The sequence below is a fragment of the Piscinibacter defluvii genome (assembly GCF_004011805.1).
Lineage (GTDB): Bacteria > Pseudomonadota > Gammaproteobacteria > Burkholderiales > Burkholderiaceae_C > Piscinibacter > Piscinibacter defluvii.
In genome coordinates this window covers 58,326-76,727 of record NZ_RCHJ01000027.1, presented here as the reverse complement: position 1 = coordinate 76,727, position 18,402 = coordinate 58,326, and the positions used below count along the sequence as shown (strand labels likewise).

At 71.7% G+C, this 18,402-nt stretch carries 20 protein-coding genes and 1 pseudogene; 5 read left to right on the top strand and 16 right to left on the bottom strand.

Translation table 11 applies throughout. The annotated features are described in order from the left end of the window. The 4 genes and pseudogenes from D9C15_RS29345 to D9C15_RS29325 form a co-directional block, all read right to left on the bottom strand. A pseudogene (locus tag D9C15_RS29345) lies at positions 1–297 on the bottom strand (hypothetical protein); the annotation flags it as partial. A 30-nt stretch (positions 298–327) separates the two neighbouring features. Continuing rightward, the gene (locus D9C15_RS29340) at positions 328–1,848 is read right to left on the bottom strand and encodes a class I adenylate-forming enzyme family protein (RefSeq protein ID WP_128002876.1); all 1,521 of its coding nucleotides are present in this window, start codon (positions 1,846–1,848) and stop codon (positions 328–330) included. 121 nt (positions 1,849–1,969) lie between these two features. Next, complete coding sequence (locus D9C15_RS29335; protein WP_128002874.1) at positions 1,970–2,719, bottom strand: type 1 glutamine amidotransferase domain-containing protein; 750 nt, start codon at positions 2,717–2,719, stop codon at positions 1,970–1,972. 341 nt (positions 2,720–3,060) lie between these two features. Continuing rightward, on the bottom strand, positions 3,061–4,143 hold the full coding sequence (locus tag D9C15_RS29325; protein ID WP_128002872.1) for an alpha/beta fold hydrolase: 1,083 nt from the start codon (positions 4,141–4,143) through the stop codon (positions 3,061–3,063). A gap of 161 nt (positions 4,144–4,304) precedes the next feature. Here D9C15_RS29325 and D9C15_RS29320 point away from each other — a divergent pair, with 161 nt between their 5' ends. Continuing rightward, positions 4,305–5,759 (top strand): cytochrome P450, encoded by a 1,455-nt coding sequence (locus D9C15_RS29320; RefSeq protein ID WP_128002870.1) that lies wholly within the window; start codon positions 4,305–4,307, stop codon positions 5,757–5,759. A gap of 6 nt (positions 5,760–5,765) precedes the next feature. On the opposite strand, the gene D9C15_RS29315 is transcribed toward D9C15_RS29320, so the two are convergent. From D9C15_RS29315 to D9C15_RS29300, 4 genes are all read right to left on the bottom strand, one after another. Further along, positions 5,766–6,356 (bottom strand): YiiX/YebB-like N1pC/P60 family cysteine hydrolase, encoded by a 591-nt coding sequence (locus D9C15_RS29315; RefSeq protein ID WP_128002868.1) that lies wholly within the window; start codon positions 6,354–6,356, stop codon positions 5,766–5,768. Between the two features lie 62 nt (positions 6,357–6,418). Further along, entirely contained in the window at positions 6,419–7,249 is an 831-nt protein-coding gene (locus D9C15_RS29310) for a matrixin family metalloprotease (RefSeq protein WP_128002866.1), read from the bottom strand. A gap of 15 nt (positions 7,250–7,264) precedes the next feature. Next, positions 7,265–7,690 carry a c-type cytochrome gene (locus tag D9C15_RS29305; RefSeq protein ID WP_128002864.1) on the bottom strand — a complete coding sequence of 142 codons (426 nt, stop codon included), beginning with the start codon at positions 7,688–7,690 and terminating at the stop codon, positions 7,265–7,267. 132 nt (positions 7,691–7,822) lie between these two features. Then, complete coding sequence (locus D9C15_RS29300) at positions 7,823–8,314, bottom strand: MOSC domain-containing protein (RefSeq protein WP_128002862.1); 492 nt, start codon at positions 8,312–8,314, stop codon at positions 7,823–7,825. Positions 8,315–8,439: 125 nt separating this feature from the next. On the opposite strand from D9C15_RS29300, the gene D9C15_RS29295 reads away from it, so the two are divergent. After that, entirely contained in the window at positions 8,440–8,805 is a 366-nt protein-coding gene (locus D9C15_RS29295) for a nuclear transport factor 2 family protein (RefSeq protein ID WP_128002860.1), read from the top strand. Further along, positions 8,789–9,430 (top strand): DUF938 domain-containing protein, encoded by a 642-nt coding sequence (locus tag D9C15_RS29290; RefSeq protein WP_128002858.1) that lies wholly within the window; start codon positions 8,789–8,791, stop codon positions 9,428–9,430. The genes D9C15_RS29295 and D9C15_RS29290 overlap by 17 nt, the downstream gene beginning before the upstream one ends. On the opposite strand, the gene D9C15_RS29285 is transcribed toward D9C15_RS29290, so the two are convergent. After that, a complete protein-coding gene (locus tag D9C15_RS29285; RefSeq protein ID WP_128002856.1) occupies positions 9,411–10,313 on the bottom strand; it encodes a LysR substrate-binding domain-containing protein in 903 nt (300 codons plus the stop codon). The genes D9C15_RS29290 and D9C15_RS29285 overlap by 20 nt on opposite strands. A gap of 125 nt (positions 10,314–10,438) precedes the next feature. Between D9C15_RS29285 and D9C15_RS29280 the strand changes: the two genes are divergently transcribed. Continuing rightward, entirely contained in the window at positions 10,439–10,672 is a 234-nt protein-coding gene (locus D9C15_RS29280) for a DUF2917 domain-containing protein (RefSeq protein ID WP_128002854.1), read from the top strand. A gap of 11 nt (positions 10,673–10,683) precedes the next feature. After that, positions 10,684–11,064, top strand: a complete 381-nt coding sequence (locus D9C15_RS29275) for a tautomerase family protein (RefSeq protein ID WP_128002852.1) — start codon at positions 10,684–10,686, stop codon at positions 11,062–11,064. 106 nt (positions 11,065–11,170) lie between these two features. Here the strand turns inward: D9C15_RS29275 and D9C15_RS29270 are convergent, their stop codons facing one another. The 7 genes from D9C15_RS29270 to D9C15_RS29240 are packed head-to-tail and all read right to left on the bottom strand — an operon-like array spanning position 11,171 to position 18,209. Further along, positions 11,171–12,232, bottom strand: coding sequence for an ABC transporter permease (locus D9C15_RS29270; RefSeq protein WP_128002850.1), 1,062 nt, complete (start codon positions 12,230–12,232; stop codon positions 11,171–11,173). 8 nt (positions 12,233–12,240) lie between these two features. Then, positions 12,241–12,987, bottom strand: coding sequence for an ATP-binding cassette domain-containing protein (locus D9C15_RS29265; protein WP_240668643.1), 747 nt, complete (start codon positions 12,985–12,987; stop codon positions 12,241–12,243). Further along, on the bottom strand, positions 12,984–13,973 hold the full coding sequence (locus D9C15_RS29260) for a substrate-binding domain-containing protein (RefSeq protein WP_128002847.1): 990 nt from the start codon (positions 13,971–13,973) through the stop codon (positions 12,984–12,986). The genes D9C15_RS29265 and D9C15_RS29260 overlap by 4 nt, the downstream gene beginning before the upstream one ends. A gap of 58 nt (positions 13,974–14,031) precedes the next feature. Next, positions 14,032–15,144, bottom strand: coding sequence for an ABC transporter ATP-binding protein (locus tag D9C15_RS29255; protein WP_128002845.1), 1,113 nt, complete (start codon positions 15,142–15,144; stop codon positions 14,032–14,034). Positions 15,145–15,155: 11 nt separating this feature from the next. Further along, a complete protein-coding gene (locus tag D9C15_RS29250) occupies positions 15,156–16,067 on the bottom strand; it encodes a carbohydrate ABC transporter permease (protein ID WP_240668642.1) in 912 nt (303 codons plus the stop codon). Further along, a complete protein-coding gene (locus tag D9C15_RS29245) occupies positions 16,060–16,944 on the bottom strand; it encodes a carbohydrate ABC transporter permease (RefSeq protein ID WP_164886911.1) in 885 nt (294 codons plus the stop codon). The genes D9C15_RS29250 and D9C15_RS29245 overlap by 8 nt, the downstream gene beginning before the upstream one ends. Next, the gene (locus tag D9C15_RS29240) at positions 16,941–18,209 is read right to left on the bottom strand and encodes an ABC transporter substrate-binding protein (protein ID WP_240668641.1); all 1,269 of its coding nucleotides are present in this window, start codon (positions 18,207–18,209) and stop codon (positions 16,941–16,943) included. The genes D9C15_RS29245 and D9C15_RS29240 overlap by 4 nt, the downstream gene beginning before the upstream one ends. Between the last annotated feature and the right edge of the window lie 193 nt (positions 18,210–18,402).

Genomic DNA, 18,402 nt, shown 5'->3' with positions numbered 1-18,402 from the left:
CCGGACCGCGGCGGCCGATGCCGGCGCCGCGACCGGCGGCACGCGCAGCGGCTCGCGGTGCATCTGCGGCGGCGGCACGGCGCCGGGCCCGCCCAGGCATTCGCGCGCCGCATTGCGGCGCAGCGCGGCCGCCTTGGCCAGCGCGGCGGCCGATCCCGCCGCCCCGGAGGCCGGCAGCTGCGCCTCGTGCACGCGCAGCGCCTCGAGCGCGCGCTCGCAGCGCGGCGACAGCGGCGGCGTGCCGGCCGGCGCCGAGGCAGCGGCGGCCAGCACGAGCAAGCTCAGGGTGTTGGTCATGTCGCTGAGAGTCGCCGTGCCGCGCCGCGTTCAGCCGCGCAGCCGCTCGCGCAGCGCGGTCTTCAGCACCTTGCCGTAGTTGTTCTTCGGCAGCGCGTCGACGAACTCGTAGCGCTTGGGGCGCTTGAAGCGCGCGATGTGCGCCAGGCAATGGGCGTCCAGCGCCGCTGCCGTCGGCGCGGCCCCGGGCGCGGCCACGACGAAGGCCACCACCGCCTCGCCCCATTCGGCATCCGGCAGGCCCACCACCGCGGCCTCGGCCACGCCCGGTGCGGCCAGCAGCACCTCCTCCACCTCGCGCGGGTAGATGTTCGAGCCGCCGCTGATGATCAGGTCCTTGCTGCGGTCCTTCAGCGTGAGGAAGCCGTCGGCGTCCAGCGTGCCGACGTCGCCGGTCCAGAGCCACCCGTCGCGCAGCGCCGCGGCGCTGGCCTCGGGGTTGCGCCAGTAGCCGCGCATCACGCTGTCGCCGCGCACCAGCACCTCGCCCACCTCGCCCGGCGGCAGCGGCCGGCCCTGCGCGTCGGCCACGCGCAGCTGCACCGGCGTCTGCGCCACCCCCACCGAGCCGAGCCGCTCGAGGTGGCGCGGGTGCGTGCGGTCGGCCAGGTGGTGGCGCGCCAGCGCGGTGGCGGTCATCGGCGTCTCGCCCTGGCCGTAGATCTGCACGAAGCGCGGCCCCATCACGCGCAGCGCGCGCTGGATGTCGGCCAGGTACATCGGCGCGCCGCCGTAGACGATGGTCTTGAAGGCGGCGGCCGCGTCCTCCGGCACCAGGCCTTGGGCCTGCGCATGGTCGACCAGGCGCTTGACGATGGTCGGCGCGGCGAAGGTGGTGAGCGGCCCGAGCGCACGCCCGAGCCCGAACAGCTCGGCCGGGTCCACCCCGCCCGAGGCCGGCACCACGTGGCGCGCGCCGGCCATCACGTGCGGCACCGTGTACAGCCCGCAGCCGTGCGACATCGGCGCGGCATAGGCCATCAGGTCGTCACGGTCGATCGCGTCCACGTCGGCGAAGTAGGCCAGGCCCATAGTCATCAGGTTGCGCTGCGTCAGCATCACGCCCTTGGGCCGGCCGGTGGTGCCGCTGGTGTAGAACAGCCAGGCCAGCTCGTCGGGGCCGCGGGGCTCGATGTCCAGCGGCTCGCCTGCGGCGAGCAGCGCATCGGCCTCGGCGCCGTCGAGTTCGAACTGGCGCTCGAGCCGCGCGAGCGGCTGCGGCGCGACGTCGGCCGTGACGAAGGCCCAGCGCGCCTGCGCGTCGTCCACGATCCACTGCACCTCGGCCGGGTGCAGCTTGGCGTTGACCGGCACCACCACCAGCCCGGCCCACCAGGCGCCCCACAACACCTCGAGGTAACGCGGGTGGTTGCGCGCGAACAGCAGCACCCGGTCGCCCGGCGCCAGGCCGGCCGCCCGCAGCCGCCGCGCCAGCGCGGCGCTGCGGGCCGCCCATTGGCCGTAGCTGGCCCACGGCGCGGTGCCGGAGAAGAGGGCCGGGCGCTCCGGCGCGGCCAGGGCCTGGCGTTGCAGCAGGTGGGCGAGGCTCATGGGCGCACGATAGCGCGTCCCGGGGGCTCGTTGGTTCGGCTCACGGGCGAATCGTTCGGCGCGCGATCACCTCGATCCGAGGCAGCTCGCACGGCGCCGTGCGCGGCCCTTGACGGGTCGGCTAACGGGCAGGAGCCAGCTGTGCCGCCATGGCGTACATCAAGCGGGGCAGGTCGTACGGGAAGCGGGCCGTGATCAGGTTGCCGTCGACCACGCAGGGCTCGTCCAGCACCGTCGCCCCTGCGTTCTCGAGGTCGATCTGGATGTTCCATACCGCCGTGGCGCGGCGGCCCTTGAGAATCTTCGCGCTCACCATGACCCACTGTCCGTGGCAGATGGCGCACGTCGGCTTGCCGGCTTCATCCATGGCACGCACCAGCGCGCGTGCGTGCGGGTCCATGCGCAGGGCGTCGGGGTTCCAGCAGCCGCCGGGCAGCAGGATGGCGTCATAGTCGGCGGCGCTGGCCTCGTCGGTGTAGCGGTCGATCTTCAGCCAGCCGGCGTTCTCCATCAGGCGGATCGCAAGCACATGGGTCGCGCACTGCGGCGGAAAGCGCAGGCCGAGCGTGGGATCGAATTCGCCGATGCGGGGAGAGACGATGTGCACCGTGGCGCCGTGCTCCGTGAGCCAGCGATGCGCGCCCAGGATCTCCACCTCCTCGACCCCATTTGTGCAGCAGATGGCGATGCGCCTGCCGCGAAGTCGGTCCGGTTGGCTGGGCGGGTCGAACAGGAACGCATTGAGCTCGCGGTTGAGCTCGCCGTCCGCCGTCGTCAGCAGTTCGGTCGAGATGGATGGGACCGGCGACGCGGACATCAGCTGTTGCAGCCGATGGAAGGCGGCGGCTTGCGGCGGAAGCGCTTGGGTCATGGGGTTGTCTCCACGGTCGCGGCCGGCGAAGCGCACGTGCCTGCGGAGATGGTAGGGCTCGGTCCCGTGAGATCAAGTCCGTGCTTGCCCGAGCGCGCTCAGGACGCCGCGGTGGGCGGGGCTGTTCGGTCTCGAGAAGGCCATCAAGATCAAGGCACATTCGCCGTCTACCCGGCACGCCATGCCAAGCGACCTCCGGTCGAAGCGCTCCCGGCCTGGTTGCATCGAGAAGCGTCCAAGGGCTAGCGGGCAACTCACGAAGGTCAGCTTCGGCGCGGGCTGGATGACCCCGACGGGTCGATCCGCGCCGCCCGATCCCAACGTACCAACGCAACGTCACCTCAGCGCCCGCCCAGCCCGGCCTCGCGTGCCGCGACGATGGCCTGGGCGCGGCTCTCCACGCCGAGCCGGTCGAAGATGGCCGAGACCTGATTGCGCACCGTCTTCTCCGACAGGCCGAGCACCGCGGCGATCTGCGCGTTGTCGCGCCCCTGCGCGAGCAGCGCGAGCACCTCGCGCTGGCGCGGCGACAGGTGCTCGACGAGCGGCGGGTCGGCCGCCGCCGCCGCGCCGCCGAGGAAGGCACGCACCGCCGCGAGCCAGGCCGGCCAGCCCGGCTCGTGCTCGAGCAGCAGGTGGTTGCGGCTGTCGATCGGCACGAACTGCGCGCCCTCGATGCCGCCGGCGATCAGGCGGCCCTCGTCGAAGGGCACGCGCGCGTCGTCGCGGCTGTGCAGCACCAGCGTCGGGCAGCGCACCTGCGGCAGCAGCGCGGTGACGTCGATGGTGTTGAAGGCGCGCATGAAACGCGCGGCGTTCTCCGGCGAGGTGGAGATGCGCTCCATCTCGTTGAACCACTGGTGCTGCTCGGCGGTGCCGCCCGGGATGAACTGGGTGGTGAAGAACTGGCGGAACGAGGTGTCGGCGCGACCCCAGCCGAGCTCGGCGAGCTGGCACATCAGCTCGGCCTCTTCACGCTGCGCGGCCGTCGTGCCGCGCACCAGCCGGCCGCGGGCATAGCCGCCGTGCAGCACCAGGTGCGAGACCCGTTCGGGGTGCCGCACCGCGTAGGCGATCGCCACCGCGGCACCCTGCGAGATGCCCAGCAGCGCGAAGCGCGGCGCGTCGAGCGCGTCGGCCACCGTCTCCAGGTCGCGCACCCAGCTCTCGAAGCTCAGCTCCGGGACGATCCAGTCCGACAGGCCGCAGCCGCGTTCGTCGTAGCGCACGAAGCTGCCGCGCCCGCTGAGCGCGCGCAGCAGGTGGCGCCACACCGGGCTGTCCCAGTCGACCTCGAGGTGCGACAGCCAGGTGGCGGCCTTGAGCACCAGCGGCTCGCCCGAGCCGCTGCGGGCATAGGCCAGGCGCACGCCGTCGGGGCTGCGCACGAAGCGGATGGCGGGGCGGGGTGGGGCGGCTTCCATGGACTGCTGCGCAGCGGCGCGAGCATAGGCGAGCGGCGTTGCACGGGACAAGCGTCCTTCGTGGGGGAGGGCTGCCCGGCCGGGGAAGGGACAGCGGTCCCGTCCTCCTGCGGCGCGCGGCGCGTCACAGTGCGCGCACCGCGTACGACCCCCGACCCCGCATGAACACCCTGGCCCTGGCCACGCCCTTGCGCACCCTGGCCGACCTGCCGTCACCGCCCGGGCTGCCGCTGCTCGGCCACCTGCACCGCATGCAGCCGGCGCAGGTGCACCGGACCTTCGAGCGCTGGCTGGCCGAGCAGGGGCCGATGCTGTCGATCCGCCTCGGGCGCCGGCACGCGCTGCTGAGTGCCGACACCGACCTCCTGCACGGCGTGCTGCGCGAGCGGCCGGAGCGCTTCCGGCGCCGCCGCACCATCGAGGCGGTGCTCGCCGAGATGGGTGCCAACGGCGTGTTCTCGGTCGAGGGCGAGGCCTGGCGGCCGCAGCGCCAGATCGTGATGCGCTCGCTCGCGGCCACGCATTTCCGCGCCTTCTTCCCGCTGCTGCACACGATCACCGAGCGGCTGCGCCGGCGCTGGGCCGAGGCGGCGCGGCGCGGCGAGGTGCTCGAGATGCGCGACGAGCTGACCCGCTACACCGTGGACGTGACCACCGCGCTCGCCTTCGGCGAGGACCCGAACACGATCGACGGCCCGGGCGACCGCATCCAGGAGCACCTGGCGCTGATCTTCCCGATGCTGATGGAGCGCTCGATCGCGCCGTTCCCGTACTGGCGCTACCTCAAGTTGCCGCGCGACCGCCGGCTCGACCGTGCAGTCGCCGCGGTGCATGCCCACGTGGAGGCGCTGATCGACCGGGCGCAGTGGCGCCGCCGCGGCGCACCCGGCGAGCCGCGCAACCTGCTCGAGGCCCTGCTGGCCGCCAACGAGGCCGAGGGCGGCACGCTCTCGCGCGAGGACGTGGTGGCCAACGTGATCACGCTGCTGCTGGCCGGCGAGGACACCACCGCGCACTCGCTCGCCTGGAGCCTCTTCTACCTGGCCGGCGACCCGGCGCTGCAGGACCGGCTGTCACGCGAGGCCGAGGCGCTGTTCGGCGACGCCCGGCTGTGCCGCGAGCACGAGCAGGTGAAGCAGCTCGACGCCTTCGAGGCCGTGGCCACCGAGGCGACCCGGCTGCGCCCGGTGGTGCCGATGTTCGGCCTCGAGCCGGTGGTCGATGTCGAGCTCGGCGGCCTCGCGCTGCCGCGCGGCACGCCGATGTTCTTCATGCTGCGCCCGGCGATGCTGGATGCGCGGCGCTTCGCCGACCCGCAGCGCTTCGACCCGCAGCGCTGGCAGCGCGCGCCGGCCGGGTCGGCCGGACCGGCGGCAGCGGGCTGCCCGCACGCCGCCACCCGCGCGCACGACGCGCGGGCCTGGCTTCAGTTCGGCACCGGGCCGCGGGTCTGCCCGGGGCGGCACCTGGCGGGTGTCGAGATGCGGCTGGTGCTGTCGATGCTGGCGCGCAACTTCCGCGTGCAGCTGGCCTGCGAGCCGGCGCAGGTGCACGAGGTGATGTCCTTCACCATGCACCCGCAGGCGATGCCGGTGCGGCTGGCGTTGCGGGCCTGAGGCGCATCAGAGAATCCGCGCACCGCGCACCACGTTGTCGTCGAGCCAGATGTCCATCGGGCTGATGAAGTTGTCGCGCAGGTTGAACCTGACGCCCGCGCGGCGATAGCAGGCCTCGACCAGCTCGGAGCAGATGTACTTGCGATCGCGGCTGCGCCGGCTGATGCGCAGCGCGATGCGCACCGCGATGCGCAGGATCTCGACGTTGTCGTAGGGCCGGGTCAGCTCGTCCATGCCATGACTGATCGCCTGGCGCAGCATGGCCTCGTCGACCGGCGGCTCGATGCGCGCGGTGACGATCTGGCCGCGGTAGGGCCGGCGGCGACCGTGGTAGTCGCGCAGGTACTTGGACATCGGCACGAGCCGCACGCCGATGCCGGTCTCGCTCTCGAGCACGAAGATGCGGCCGAGCGCCTCGTCGCGGTAGACCATGCCCACGTGGCTCCACACCGAGCGCGTGAAACCCTGGATCGCGCGCGAGAACAGGTAGGAGCCGGAGCAGAACACCAGGTCGCCGGTGCGCAGCGCGTCGCGCAGGCCCTCGTAGGGCACCACGGGCAGGGCCTGGATGTCTCGTTTGGCAATCGGTTCGGCCATGGGCAGGGACTCCGGGTCGATGGCAGGCGGCGCCAGGGCCGCGCACCCCGATCATGCCGGGCTCACGGCGCGCGCCGGTCGTCGGTGCGTCGTTCCGGGCCCGGCCGCGCGCCGTACAGGTGCTTCGCCCCGGCGATGTCGTCGGCGCGCGGCAGGTGCCAGGGCGTGACCCGCCTGCTGCAGTCCACCGTCAACGACGGGGCGCACATCACCGCGTCGCGCTCGTCCGAGCTGCCGAGCCCGATGGCGTGGCCGGTCTCGTGCAGCGCGAGATGGCGCAGGTCCGTCATGTGCAGCCCGTGCGGCACGGGGAAGGACGGCGGCGCGTCGCCGTCCTGTGGCGGCGTCATCTGGTAGCCGACGTTCGCGTTGATGAACACGTCGCCGGCGAGCGTGCCGAGGTTGGGCGGCGGTGCGAACGCCGCGGCCGAATTGCAGTACTGCCAGGTGCCCGCGAAGCGGAACACCGCGATGCGGATCATCGGCGCGCCCGCCGTCGGGGCGCCGAACGGCCGCCGCGAATCGTCGACGCCGAGGTAGCGGAAGCGGATGTCGGCCACCGCCGACCAGGCGTCGAAGGCCGCCTGGAACGCCTCGTGCAGGCTCGCCAGCGGCAAGGGCTCCGTCCGGTTGCCGAGGGTCGGTGCCGGGTAGTGGTGCGGCAGCCGGTCGAGGCTCTCGCCGGCGCAGTACGGCAGGCAGGCCGCGCTGCCGGGCGTGCCCGCGGCCACGAAGCCCCAGGTCACCTCGCCCCCGGGGCTGCCGGCTGCGTGCGACGCGCCCCACTTCAGGACCTCCCCCGGCGCCTCCAGCGGAATCACCGAGTAGGCCTGCGCCGACAGGCCGGCGGCGGCGCCGGCGAGGGCCAGCGCCGCGACGGCGCCGCGTCGCATGGCGGCCGCCGCGCGCTACTTCTCCTGGATGCGCCCGAGGTAGTCGATCAGCGCGACGATGCGTCCGCGCACGTACCACTCGGGCGCCGCGGCGGTCTCGGGCTGCCACATCGCGCGGGACCGGTAGGTGGAGCCCCAGATCGGCATCTCGCGCGTGCCGTGCGGCCCGAGCACGGTCGGGGTGCGGCCGTCGATCATCTCCCAGACCAGCTGCACCGGCAGCGCGCCGCCGTTGCGCTTGGCCAGGGTGGTCAGGTCCGTCGGCTTGACGGTGAGGTACTGGCGCACCACCCCGTCGCCCTTGCCGCCGGCGCCGTGACAGGGCGCGCAGTTCGACATGTACTCGCTCTTGCCGAGGTCGGCCTCGGCCTGGGCGAACGAACTGCTGCAGGCGGCGGCCAGCAAGGCGAGGCAGGCGGCGCGACGGACGGGATGGACCATGGCTTTCTCCTGGTTCGATTCGGGGGGCACACGACGGCCGCGTTGTTCAGCCGCCGGCGGCCAGTCTGAGCCGCCACCGCTGCGGCCGGATTGAGTCGACGCAACGCGACGCGCGAATCGGACCGGGCCGCGTCAGGCGTCGGCGCGCACCGCGTCGCCGACCCGGATTGCGCCGCCCTCGATCACCCGCGCGGTCATGCCGCCATGCCCGCGCAGGGCGGCATAGGCCCCCGGGCCGATCTCCGCCTCCATGCGCGAGCAGGGCGCGCAGGGGCCGACGATCTCGAGCAGCGCCTCGCCCACGCGCAGGCGCGCGTTCTTCAGCGCCAGCAGGTTGATGCCCGAGACGACCAGGTTGCGCCGCAGCGCCACCGGGTCCACCGCCGGCACGCGCGCCAGCGCGGCGATCACCGGCAGGTGCTCGGCCTGCACCAGCGTGACCTGGCGCGTCGACAGCTCGGCCTCGCCGCGCGCGCCGAGCCGATCGTCGGCCAGGCCGATGCCGGCGCGCGCGGTGGTCGCCTCGATGGCGCGGGCCGGCGCACGCGGATCGCCGCGCACGACGATCGTCTCGACACGGCCGGTGATCTGCGGCGGGCGGTTCAGGTCGCGCAAGGTCTTCATGGGGCGGGGCGCGGCGATTGTGCACGGGGGGCGGACGTCCGCTCCCGGCGAAAGCGGCCCCGTGGCACACTCGATCGACGCGCGGCCAGGACCGGGCCGCCGAACCCCGCCCAGAGGAGACGCCGATGCTGACGATGGAGAAGACGGCCGACTACGTGAAGCGCTGGGTCGCCGCGTTCGAGTCGAAGGACCTGGATCGCGTGATGGCCTTCTACACCGACGACGTGATCTTCCACTCCCCGCTGATTGCACGCCTGAGCCACGACCCCAGCGGCACCGTCCAGGGCAAGGCGGCGCTGCGTGCCTACGTGAAGAAGGGCTTCGAGGTCTTCGATCACATCAAGTTCACCGTGCTCGAGGTCCTGCGCGGCGTCGACAGCATCGCGATCCACTACAAGGGCATCACGGGAACGCATGTCGTCGAGGTGCTGTTCTTCGACAAGAACGGCATGGTCCGCGAGTCGTACGTGCACTATGCCTCTCCCGAGTAGCGTCGAGGACTGGGACGCACGCGAAACCGCCCCCTCGCCCGAGCGCAACAAGCAGCCGATCCTGGAGGTGCTCGCGCGCGTCCTGCCGCCACGCGGCCTGGTGCTCGAGATCGGCAGCGGCACCGGGCAGCACGTGGCGCATTTCGCCAGGGCCTTGCCCGGCCTGGTGTTCCAGCCCAGCGAGATCGACCTGGCGCGCCATGCGTCGATCAAGGCGTGGGCGGCCACCGAGGGACTGTCGAACGTCAGGCCGCCGCTGGCCATCGATGTCACCGAGCATCCCTGGCCCGTGTCCGCGGCCGACGCGGTCGTGTGCATCAACGTGATTCACATCTCGCCGTGGGAGGCCACGCTCGCGTTGATGGCGGGGGCCGGCAGGATCCTGCCCGCCGGGGGCGTGCTGGTGACCTACGGTCCATACCGGCGCGGCGGCGCGCACACGTCGCCGAGCAACGAAGCGTTCGACGCGGGCCTGCGTGCGAGGAATCCGCTCTGGGGCGTGCGCGACATCGACGCGGTGGCGGACGTCGCGTGCCGCGAGGGCCTCCTCCTGCACGAGATCGTGCCCATGCCGGCCAACAACTTCACGCTGGTTTGGCAGAAGTCTAGGCCTGGGCCTGCTTGAGCAGCCAGGCCTCGAAGGCGCGCACCGCCGGGCGCTCGCGCGCGCCGGGCTCGACGAGCAGGAAGTAGGCCCGGCTCGAGGCCGTGCTGCCCTCGAAGGGCGTGACCAGCTGGCGCCGCTTGAGCAGCGTGTCGACCAGCGGCCGGCGCCCGAGCGCCACGCCCTGGCCGGCCAGCGCCGCGGCGATCGCCTCGCCGTAGCCGGAGAAGCTGAGCGTCGCACGCGGCTGCAGGTCCGGCAGCCCGGCCGCCTGCAGCCACGGGCCCCATTCCACCGGCATGCCGGCCCCGCCCTGGCCCACCACCTGCAGCAGCACGTGCTGGCGCAGGTCGGCCGGGCGCGCCAGCGGCGCCTGCCTGAGCAGCTTCGGGCTGCACACCGGCAGGATCGCCTCGGCGAACACCTGGCGACCCTCCACATGCCCGGGCCGGCCGTAGCGGATCGCCAGGTCGAAGCCCTCGGCGCGAAGACCGCGGGTCTCGAAGCTCGCGTCCAGGCGCACGTCCACGCCGGGGTGCTCGCGCGTGAAGTCCGCCAGCCGCGGGATCAGCCACAACGAGGCGAAGCCCGGGGTGGTGGTCAGCGCCAGCGTCTCGCGCCGCGCCGGGGCGCGGATCGAGGCCACGGTGCGGCGCAGCGAACCGATCAGTTCGCTGCAGGCGGCGTGCAGGCGCCGACCCGGTTCGGTCAGCTCGATGCGACGGTGGCCGCGGCGGAACAGCGCGACGCCCAGGTCCTCCTCCAGCGCGCGCACCTGGCGGCTGACGGCCGACTGGGTGAGGAAGCGCTCGTCCGCCGCGCGCGTGAACGAGAGCTGGCGCGCCGCCGCCTCGAAGGTGACGAGCAGGTCCAGCGGGGGTAGGCGGTCGACCGGTTTTGGCATGCGCTGTGGGAATGCGTGGTGTGCGAAATCAGCGTTTGAGCCGCTGCTGAAACGGGTGGATAGTGAGCCCACGCCGGTCTTGTTGCAAGCGCCCCGTGCATGCGAACCGGCCCCAGGAGCCCGCCATGATGACCTCACCGACCCGCGACCCCCTGCCGCTGCGCCGCAACGACGTGCTGCGCCTCGGCGACGCCCACGGCCTGCGCCTCGCCAGCGCGGGCGGCACGCTGTGGATCACGATCGACGGCGACCTGACCGACTACGTGCTCGGCCCCGGCGAATCGCTGCAGATCCAGTCGCACGCCCAGACGCTGGTCTCGGCGCTGACGGCACCGGCGCTGCTGGCGTTCCGGCACTGAGGGAGACGGCCATGCCGCTGGTCACCCTCACCGTGCCGGCCGGCCAGCCGGCCGAGCGCATCGACGCCGTGCTCGACGCCGTGCACGCGGCGCTGGTGGCCTCCGGCGTGCCGGCCGACGACCGCTTCCAGCGCGTGCTGGAGCTGCCGCCCGAACGCCTGCGCATCCACCCGAGCTACCCGGACGCGGCGCGCCCGCGCGGGCCGCAGTTCGTGCTGATCGAGATCCTCTGGTCGGCCGGGCGCAGCGTGAAGGTCAAGCGTGCACTGCTGGCCGACCTGATGGCCCGGCTGCGCGACGCCGGGCAGGACACCGAGCAGGTGATGCTGGTGTTCCAGGAGACCACCTGGGAGAACTGGGCCTTCGCCGGCGGGCGGCAGATCCACGCCTGAGGCGGGCGCTGCCCCTTGGCGAAAAAGCGGGCCCGCCTCGCAGCGGACCCGCAACGATGCCACCCGCAGGCCGGCATCGGGAGACAGCCGGTCAGCGCGGCCGCGCTCAGTCGCTCCCGCTGCGCGAGCGCAGCCGGTCGAACAGCACCGCGATCACGATGAAGCTGCCGACGAAGGTGCCCTGCCAGAAGGTGCTGATGCCCAGCAGGGTCAGGCTGTTGCGGATCACCTCGATCAGCGCGGCTCCCACCACGGCGCCGAACGCGGTGCCCACGCCGCCGGAGAGGTTGGCGCCGCCGATCACCGCCGCGGCGATGACGGTCAGCTCCATGCCCTGGCCGAGCCCGGTGGTGATGGTGCCGAGCCAGCCCACCTCGAGGATGCCGGTCAGGCCCGCGCAGAAGGCGCAGAACATGTACACGCTGACCTTGATGGCCTTCACCGGCACGCCGGTCAGCGTGGCGGCGCGTTCGTTGCCGCCGATGGCGAACAGCCAGCGGCCCCAGCGGCTCCAGCGGAACGCCAGGCCGGTGAGCACCAGCAGCACGAGCAGGAAGATCAGCGGGTTGGGGATCTTCACCGGATCGAGCCAGGGCAGCGCCAGCTCGACGAAGCCGCCGCCGAGTGCCAGCAGGGCCGGCTGGTCCGGACCGAAGGAATACACCATGCGGTTGTCGGACAGCACCATCGCCAGGCTGCGCGCGATCGACAGCATGCCCAGCGTGACGACGAAGGGCGGCACGCCGACGTAGGCGATCAGCACGCCGTTGAAGGCGCCCACCGCCAGCGAGACCAGCAGCGCCAGCGGCACCGCGAGCCAGATCGACAGGCCGGCGTTCATCGTCATGCCGATCACCATGCCGGAGAGCACCAGCACCGCGCCGACCGAGAGGTCGATGCCGCCGGTGACGATCACCGCCGTCATGCCGATCGCGATGATCGCGACGAAGGCGAAGTTGCGCGCCACGTTGAACAGGTTCTGCTGCGTGGCGAACACGTCGCTGGCCAGCGTCAGCGCGACGAAGGCCAGCAGCGCGGCGAGCGAGACCCAGAAGGTCGGCTGGCCGGCCAGCCAGGCGAATGCGCCGCGCCGCTCCTGCTGGGCGATGGCCTGCTGCAGCGACGGCTCGGCAACGCCGGCGCGAGGGGTTGAATCGGTCGTGTCCATGGGGTTGCCTATGCCGCCGCGATCGCTCCGGTGATCAGCCCCGTCACCTCTTCCGGCGAACTGGCCCCCACCGGCTTGTCGGCCACCTTCTCGCCGCGCCGCAGCACCACCACGCGGTCGGCCACTGCGAACACGTCGGGCATGCGATGGCTGATCAGCACCACCGCGATGCCGTGCTCGCGCAGCCGGCGGATCAGCGCCAGCACCTCGGCCACCTGGCGCACGCTGATGGCCGCGGTGGGCTCGTCCATCAGCACGATGCGCGGGTCCGACAGCCGGGTGCGCGCGATCGCCACCGCCTGGCGCTGGCCGCCGGACATGCGGCGCACCAGGTCGCGCGGGCGCGTCTCGGACTTCAGCTCGGCGAAGAGCTCGCCGGCGCGCTGGCGCATCGCGGGGTAGTCGATCCAGCGCAGCGGGCCGAGGCCGCGCATCAGCTCGCGGCCGAGGAACACGTTCTCGGCCGCGCTCAGGTTGTCGCACAGCGCCAGGTCCTGGTAGACGATCTCGATGCCGGCCGCGCGCGCGTCGGACGGCTTGTGGAAGTGCACCGCACGCCCCTCCATCGCCAGCGTGCCCGAGGAGGGCGGGAAGTTGCCGGCGATGATCTTCACCAGCGTGGACTTGCCCGCCCCGTTGTCGCCCATCAGCCCGACCACCTCGCCGGCGTGCAGCGCGAGCGACACCTCGGCGAGCGCCTGGATCGCACCGAAGTGCTTCGAGACGCGGTCGAGCGTCAGGACGGGCGTGCTCACTTGGCTGGGCACTTGCCGAGGTTGGCCTGGGTGCACTCGTCCAGCCCCGTGTAGAGCGGGTCGGCGACCTTCTTGCCGTTGATCAGGTCGATCAGCACGGCCGGCGCGCGGTGCCCCATCTCGAACGGGCGCTGGCCGATCTGCGCGTGGCTGCGCCCGGCCTTCAGCGCGTCGAGCTGCGGCGGCAGCGTGTCGCCGGCGATGATCACCAGCTCCTTGCTCTTCAGGCGCGGCATCACCTGGTCGGTCACCTGCGCGTAGGCCTGCGGGCCGAACTGGGCCCAGCCGCCCACCAGGATGAAGGCGTCGAGCTTCGGGTTCTTGGTGAACACGTCGGCCATCTGCTGGTTGGCCAGGTCGATCTGGTCGTTGGTGAACACCGGGCAGCCGGCGACCTCGCTCCAGCCGCCCTCGCCCTTGAGCCGGTCCACGCCCTTCTTGCCGGCGATGGTGTCGCGGAAGCCTGCGGCGCGGGCGTTGATGTTGTCGGCCGCCACGTTGCCGAGCTGCAGGCAGACACTGCCGCCCTTGGGCTTGTGTTCCTTCAGGTGCTTGGCCATCAACACGCCCATGTCGTAGTTGTTGGTGCCCAGGTAGGTGATGCGCAGCGCCCGGTCGGCGGCGGCCAGGTCGGCGTCGATCGTCATGATCGGCATCTTCGGCTTCTTGGCCTTGAGCATGTTGGCCATCGCCGGCGCATTGGACGGCGAGATCGCGATGCCCGCCACCCCCTTGTTGATCAGGTCCTCGACGATCTGGATCTCGCCGGCCTCGTCGGCGCTCGACGCCGGGCCGGTGTACAGGCAGCTGTACTCGGAGTTCGGGTTCTCCTTGTTCCACAGCGCGCAGCCGTCGCCCAGCACGGTGAAGAAGGGGTTGTCCAGCCCCTTCACCACCACCGCGAGCGTCTTCTTCTGCGCCCACACCGGGCTGGCCGCGAGTGCGGCCACCAGCGCGGCCGCCGTCCACTTCAGCATCGTCTTCATCTCGGTCTCCTCTTCGTGTGTGACCTGGCACGGGGCGCCCGCCCCGCGCAGCTTGCACTCATATCCGTTGCCCGGTCCGGGGGTCGAACAGGCTGGTGCGCGCGGCGTCGATCGCCAGGCGCAGCAGTTCGCCCGGGCGCACGGCGGCCTGCGCGTCGATGCGCGCCACCATCTCCACCGCGCCGAGCGGGAAGAACACCATCGTGTCGGTGCCGGTCGGCTCCACCACGTCGACACGGCACTCCAGCACCGCACGCGCGGGCAGCGCGGGCTCGCCGGGGCGCAGCGCTGCCAGGTGCTCCGGCCGCACGCCGAACACCACGTCACGCCCCAGCCAGTCGGCATAGCGCGCCGGCGCCTGCGGCAGCGGCACGTACAGTGCCGCGTCGCCCTGGCGCGGCAGGTGCACGCCCAGGCTGCCGTCCTGCTGCACCAGCGTGGCGGGCACGAAGTTCATCGACGGCGAGCCGATGAAGTCGGCCACGAACAGGTTGGCCGGCGACTCGAACACCGTGCGCGGGTCGGCGCACTGCTGCAGCACGCCGTCGCGCATCACCGCGATGCGGGTGGCCAGGGTCATGGCCTCGATCTGGTCGTGCGTCACGTACACCGCCGAGGTGCCCAGGCGCTGGTGCAGCCGCTTGATCTCGGTACGCATCTCCAGGCGCAGCTTGGCGTCGAGGTTCGAGAGCGGCTCGTCGAACAGGAAGATCGACGGGTCGCGCACCATCGCCCGGCCCATCGCCACGCGCTGGCGCTGGCCGCCGGAGAGCTCGGCCGGCTTGCGCTCGAGCAGCGGCTCGATCTGCAGCAGGCTCGCCACCTTGCGCAGGGCGGTGTCGCGCTGCGCCTTCGGCACGCCGCGCGCGCGCAGCCCGAAGGTGATGTTGCGCTCGACGTTCATGTTCGGGTAGAGCGCGTAGGACTGGAACACCATCGCGATGTCGCGGTCCTTCGGGTGCACCTCGTTGACGCGCCGCGCGTCGATGCGGATCTCGCCGCTGCTCGCGTGCTCCAGCCCGGCGATCAGGTTCAGCAGCGTGCTCTTGCCGCAGCCCGACGGGCCCACCAGCACCAGGAACTCGCCGTCGCCCACGCTCAGCGACACGTTGCGCACGGCCTCGGTGCGCCCGTAGCGCTTGGAGACGTCGACCAGCTCGAGCGATGCCATCGGCGAACCCTTCAGCCCTTGACTGCGCCGGCGGTCAGGCCGCGCACGAAGTACTTGCCCGCGACGAGGAACACCACCAGGGTCGGCAGCCCGGTGATGATGGCCGCCGCCATCTCGAGGTCGTAGCGCTTGGTGGCCTGCGAGGTCTTGACCAGGTTGCCCAGCGCCACCGTGGCGGTCTGGCCGGCGCCGTTGGTCAGCGTGACGGCGAACAGGAAGTCGTTCCAGATCTGCGTGAACTGCCAGATCAGCGTGACCACCAGCGTGGGCAGCGAGATCGGCAGCATGATCTGCCAGAAGATCGCGAAGAAGCCCGCCCCGTCGATCGTCGCCGCGCGCACCAGCTCGCGCGGCACGGTGACGTAGAAATTGCGGAAGAACAGCGTCGTGAAGCCGAGGCCGTAGACGATGTAGGTCAGCGCCAGGCCGGTGCCGGTGCTGGCCAGCCCGACCGCGCCGAGCAGCTGCGCGAGCGGCAGGATGATGGCCTGGAACGGGATGAAGCAGCTGAACAGCAGCGCGCCGAACAGCAGGTTCGATCCGCGGAAGCGCCAGAACGAGAGTGCGTAGCCGTTGACCGCGCCGATCAGCGTGGAGATCAGCACCGCCGGGATCACCACCACCAGCGAGTTGACGAAGTACGGCCGCATGCCGCCGCAGTTGACGCTGACGCACACCTCGCCCCAGGCCTGCGTCCAGGTGTGCAGCTGCAGGTGCTGCGGCCAGGCGAAGATCGAGGCCTCGCGCAGCTCCTCGGGCGACTTCAGCGAGGTGGCCACCATCACGTACAGCGGCGCGAGGTAGTACAGCGCGAACAGCGTCAGCAGCGCGTACAGCAGCCAGCGCCCGAGGCGCTGGCGGCGCCGCGCCGCGGCCACCGGCGCCCAGCGGCCTTCGCCGAGCCCGAGTGCCGCCTCAGCCACGGGCGCTCCGTGCCGGCCGCAGCTCGGAGTAGAGGTAGGGCACGATGATGGCCATCACCGTGCACAGCATCATCATCGCGGTGGCCGAGCCGACCGCGATGTTGTTGCGCTGGAAGCTCATCGAGTACATGAAGATCGCCGGCAGGTCGGTGGCGTAGCCGGGGCCGCCGTTGGTCATCGCCACCACCAGGTCGAAGCTCTTCACCGCCAGGTGCGTGAGCACCACCACGGCCGAGAAGAAGGCCGGCCGGATCGACGGCAGCACGATGCCCCAGTAGATCTGCACGGTGCTCGCGCCGTCCATGAAGGCGGCCTTGACCACGTCCTGGTCCATGCCGCGCAGCGCGGCCAGGAAGATCGCGAGCACCAGGCCCGAGCTCTGCCACACGCCGGCGATGACGATGGTGTAGATGGCCAGGTCCGGGTCGACGATCCAGTCGAAGCGGAAGCCCTCCCAGCCGAGCTGCTGCACCGCGCGCTCCAGCCCGATGCCCGGGTTCAGCAGCCATTTCCACACCGTGCCGGTGACGATGAAGCTCAGCGCCATCGGGTACAGGTAGATGGTGCGCAGCAGGCCCTCGGCGCGGATGCGCTGGTCGAGCAGGATCGCCAGCAGCAGCCCGGTGACCAGCCCGACGCCGACGTACAGGCTGCCGAAGATCAGCAGGTTGACGATGGCGACGTTCCAGCGCTCCAGCTCCCACAGCCGGGTGTAGGCGGCGAAGCCGGTCAGCTCGTACAGCGGCATCATGCGCGAGGAGGTGAACGACATGTACGCCGTCCAGGCGATGAAGCCGTAGACGAACACCAGCGTGGCCGCGCCGGTCGGCGCCAGGATCAGCGCCGACAGGTGCCGCCCGAGCGCCGCACGGATCACTCGCGTGCCTGCCGGATGGACTTGGCCAGCAGCTGCACGGCGTCGTCCGAGGAGAGGTTGGAGTTGAAGTGCCGGGTCGCGACGTCGGTCATCGCGCCGCGCACCGCGCTGGCCACCGCCATGTCGTGGATGGCCGAGGGGTTGAAGCCGCCTCCCTTGATCGACTTGTCCATCTGGTCGCGCGCGGCCAGCGCGCAGGCGTCGAACTTGTCCAGCTTCATGTCCGTGCGCACCGGGATCGACCCCTTGGCGAGGTTGAAGTTCTCCTGGAAGCGCGGCTCCATCATCAGCTTGCCGAACAGCTTCTGGCCGGCCAGCACGTCCGGGTTCCTGGAGCGGAACATCGCGAAGCTGTCGACGATGAACAGGAAGTTCGCGCCGCCGTAACCCGGCGGGTTGGCGCAGACGTAGTCCTTGCCCGGCTGCTTGCCGGCGGCGCTCATGTCGCCCTTGACCCAGTCGCCCATCAGCTGGAAGCCGGCCTGGCCGGTGATGATCATGTTGGTGGCGACGTTCCAGTCGCGCCCGGAGAAGTTGGCGTCGACGTAGCCGCGCAGCTTGCGCATGCGGTCGAACACCGCCTTCATCGTCGGGCCGGTCAGCGCGGCCGGGTCGAGCTCGACCAGCGCCTTGCGGTGGAAGTCCGGCCCGCCGACGCTGGCGACGATGATCTCGAAGAGGGAGGCGTCCTGCCAGGCCTGGCCGCCGTGCGCCAGCGGCGTGATGCCGGCGGCCTTGAGCTTCTCGGCCGCGGCGTCGAACTCCTCCCAGGTGGCGGGCATCTTGATGCCGACCTTGTTGAGCACCGCCGGGTTGGCATACATCCAGTCGAGCCGGTGGATGTTCACCGGCGCGGCCACCCACTGGCCCTTGTACTTCATGGTCTCGGCCACGGACCTGGGCAGCGCCTGCTCCCAGCGGCCGGCGGCGGCCACGTCGTCGATCGCCTGCAGCACGCCGAGGTTGCCCCACTCCTGGATCAGCGGGCCCTTGAGCTGCACCGAGGAGGGCGGGTCGCCGCCCATCACGCGGGTGCGCAGCTTGGCCAGCGCGTCCTCGCTGTTGCCGCCGCCCACCGGCGTGTCGATCCACTTGCCGCCCTGCGACTCGAGGTCGTCCTTGAGCGACTTCATTGCCTTGGCCTGGCCGCCCGAGGTCATGAAGTGCAGCACCTCCACGGTGGGCGGGCCGGCCTGGGCCGGGGCGGCGAGCAGCGCGGCGCTGCACAGGACGAGCGCCAACAGGCGGCGGCGGGGTTGAGGCACGGTGGGTCTCCTCGCACGGTGGTTGCGGCCGCGATGGTGTTGCCCTGCCGGCCGCTTGTGCAGGCCGTCTCGTAACGCTGCTCGACGCTGCGCGGGGTCTGCTACGCAGCGATACAAATGTCGCGCCGCAGCATGTGGTCAGGCCACCTTGGGGCACCGTCGCGGCGAGATTGCACAGGAGGGTTTTTACGGG